This is a genomic window from Hydrogenophaga sp., assembly GCF_051007235.1.
Lineage (GTDB): Bacteria > Pseudomonadota > Gammaproteobacteria > Burkholderiales > Burkholderiaceae_C > Hydrogenophaga.
On record NZ_JBPCSJ010000353.1, the window covers coordinates 1 to 2,805 of the forward strand.

General features: G+C 71.8%; 3 protein-coding genes. All 3 read left to right on the plus strand.

Translation table 11 applies throughout. The features are described from left to right. Window positions 1-895, plus strand: an 895-nt coding sequence (locus tag ACR2JA_RS12605; RefSeq protein WP_434009428.1) for an ABC transporter substrate-binding protein, incomplete at its 5' end; no start/stop codon positions are given. Between the two features lie 32 nt (window positions 896-927). Further along, window positions 928-1,968: a FecCD family ABC transporter permease gene (locus ACR2JA_RS12610; RefSeq protein WP_434009430.1), complete on the plus strand. Its 1,041-nt coding sequence runs from the start codon at window positions 928-930 to the stop codon at window positions 1,966-1,968. Next, a complete protein-coding gene (locus tag ACR2JA_RS12615; RefSeq protein WP_434009429.1) occupies window positions 1,965-2,759 on the plus strand; it encodes an ABC transporter ATP-binding protein in 795 nt (264 codons plus the stop codon). The genes ACR2JA_RS12610 and ACR2JA_RS12615 overlap by 4 nt, the downstream gene beginning before the upstream one ends. Window positions 2,760-2,805 lie beyond the last annotated feature (46 nt).

Consider the following 2,805-nt stretch of genomic DNA (forward strand, 5'->3'; position numbering starts at 1 on the left):
GAAGTCGATCCGCCAGACCCTTGCGACCGTCGCGCTGACCCTGCTGGCCTTGTGCGGTGAGCCCGCGCAGGCCGCGCTGCAGATCACCGACGACGCGGGCGTGGTGGTGCACTTTGAACGCTCGCCGCAGCGCATCGTGAGCCTGCTGCCGTCGCTGGCCGAGACGGTGTGCGAACTGGGGCAGTGCGCGCGGCTGGTGGGTGTGGACCGCTATTCCGACTTCCCGGCCAGCCTGAAGCGGCTGCCCCAGGTGGGTGGCGGGCTGGACCCAAACATCGAGGCCATCGTCGCGCTGCGGCCCGACGTGGTGCTGATGGCGACGTCCTCGCGCGCGGCCGAACGCCTGCGCGCCCTGGGCCTGAAAGTGGTGGCGCTGGAGCCCAAGACGCACGCCGACGTGCAGCGCGTGATGCTCAAGATCGGCCAGCTGCTGGAGGTGGCCGACGCGCAGAAGATCTGGCGCGCCATCGACGCCGCCGTGATGGCGGCGGCCCAGTCCGTCCCGCCCGCGGCCCGCGGCGCGCGGGTGTATTTCGAGGTCAACCAGGGGCCCTACGCGGCGGGTGAAAGCTCGTTCATTGGCGAGACCCTGACCCGGCTGGGCGCGAAGAACATCGTGCCCGCATCGCTCGGGCCCTTCCCGAAGCTCAACCCCGAATTCATCGTGCGCGCCAACCCGGACCTGATCATGGTCGGCGAACGCAACGTCGAGGGCATGGCGCAGCGCCCGGGCTGGGCCGGCATGCGCGCGGTCCGTGAACAGCGGCTGTGTGTGTTCCCGGTGGCGGAGTCCGATGCGCTGGTGCGCCCCGGCCCGCGCATGGCCGAAGGCGCGCGCATCATGGCCCGCTGCCTGGCCGGCAAGTCGCCCGGCACCGGGAAAGCGAAATCGTGAACGCCCGCCGCGCGTCGTGGCTGGTCGTGGGCATGCTGCTCGTGGCACTGGCGCTGGCCGCGCTGGGGGTTTGCGTGGGCAGCGCCGGTTTCGAGAACCTGATCGGTCCCCTGCTGAACCCGCAGGCCGATCCGGCCGCCACCGCCATGGCGCAGCAGATCGTGTGGGAGATCCGCCTGCCGCGCACCCTGGGGGCCTGGATGGCGGGCGCGTTGCTCGGACTGGCGGGTGCGGTGGCGCAAGGCCTGTTCCGCAACCCGCTGGCCGATCCTTTTCTGCTGGGCAGCGCCTCCGGGGCGTCGCTGGGCGTGGCGCTGGCGCTGGCCGCCATGGGCGGCGGCGCTGGCATGCTGGGCGGCAGCATGATGAACGGTGCGGCCGTGAGTGTGTTTTCGGGCAGCGCACTGGTGCGCCTGGGCCTGACCGGCGCAGCCTTTTGCGGCGCGGTGCTGGCGGTGTTGCTGACGCTGGTGCTTTCGCGCGGCGTGCAGCACACGCTGCGCCTGCTGCTGGCCGGGGTGGTGGTGGGCGTGGTGCTGGGTGCGATGACGCACCTGGTACTGGTGTTTTCGCCCGAGTCGTTGCAGGCCATGCAGGCCTTCATGCTGGGTTCGACCAGCTTCGTGGGCTGGACCGCCTGCCTGCTGATGGCGGGCGTTTGGGCGCTGTGCGCGTTGGCTGCCTGGCTGTTCGCGCGCGTGCTCGACGGCCTGAGCCTGGGCGATGCGACCGCGCGCAGCCTGGGCTTGCCGCTGGGCCCCATGCGCGCCGCGCTGGTGGGCGTGCTGGCGCTGGCCACTGGCACCGCCGTGGCGCAGACCGGGTTGATCGCGTTCGTGGGCCTGGCCGCGCCGCACCTGGTGCGCTCGCTGGTCAAGACCACCAGCGCCCGCCTGATGCTGCTGGCCAGCTCAATGGGCGGTGTGCTGCTGATGGCGGCCGACACGCTGGCGCGCTGGTTGATCGCGCCGCAGGAACTGCCGGTGGGCGTGCTCACCGCGGTGCTCGGCGGCGGTTACCTGCTGTGGCTGATGCAGCGCAACACACGTGCCTCGCGCGGAGGTGGGTTGTGAACCTCGCGATCCAGACCTGCGACCTGAGCGCCCGCCTGGGCGACGAGCCGATCCTGCACCGTATCTCGCTGAACCTGCCGCAGGGTCGCTGGACCAGCATCGTCGGCCCCAACGGCGCGGGCAAGTCCACCTTGCTGCGCTGTCTGGCCGGCCTGCTGCCGCACAGCGGTGCGGTGGCGCTGCTGGGCCGGCCGCTGGCCGACTGGCCGCACCGCCAGCGCGCACAACAACTGTCGTGGCTGGGGCAGAGCGAGGCCAGCGCCGACGACCTGACGGTGTGGGACGTGGCCATGCTCGGCCGCCTGCCGCACCAGGCCTGGCTGAGCCCGCCCAGCGCCGCCGACCACGCGGCGGTGGAGCGCGCGCTGCGCGCCACCCAGGCCTGGGACTGGAGGGCCCGCACGCTGGGCCAGCTCTCGGGCGGCGAGCGCCAGCGCGTGCTGCTGGCCCGCGCGCTCGCGGTGGAGGCGCAGGTGCTGCTGATGGACGAACCCCTGGCCAACCTCGACCCGCCACACCAGGCCGACTGGCTCGATCTGGTGCAGGCGCTGGTGCGCGACGGCCGGACGGTGGTGAGCGTGCTGCACGAAGTGGGCATGGCGCTGCACGCCGACGAGCTGGTGGTGATGGCCCAAGGCCGCATCACGCACCAGGGGGCGTGTGCCGATGCCGCCACGCACCGCGCGCTGGAAGCCGTTTTTGACCACCGCATCGAGGTGCACGCCCTGCAAGGGCAGTGGGTGGCATTGCCGCGGAACAACCCTTTGAAAGCCTCACACCATGCAGATTGAAACCCCGCCGACCGACAAGCCGTACGACAAAGCCGAGGGCGAGCGC

Excerpts from the sequence above, each read along its gene's own strand:
- ACR2JA_RS12610 (WP_434009430.1), top strand. The coding sequence starts at position 928 with ATGCTGCTCGTGGCACTGGCGCTGGCCGCGCTGGGGGTTTGCGTGGGC.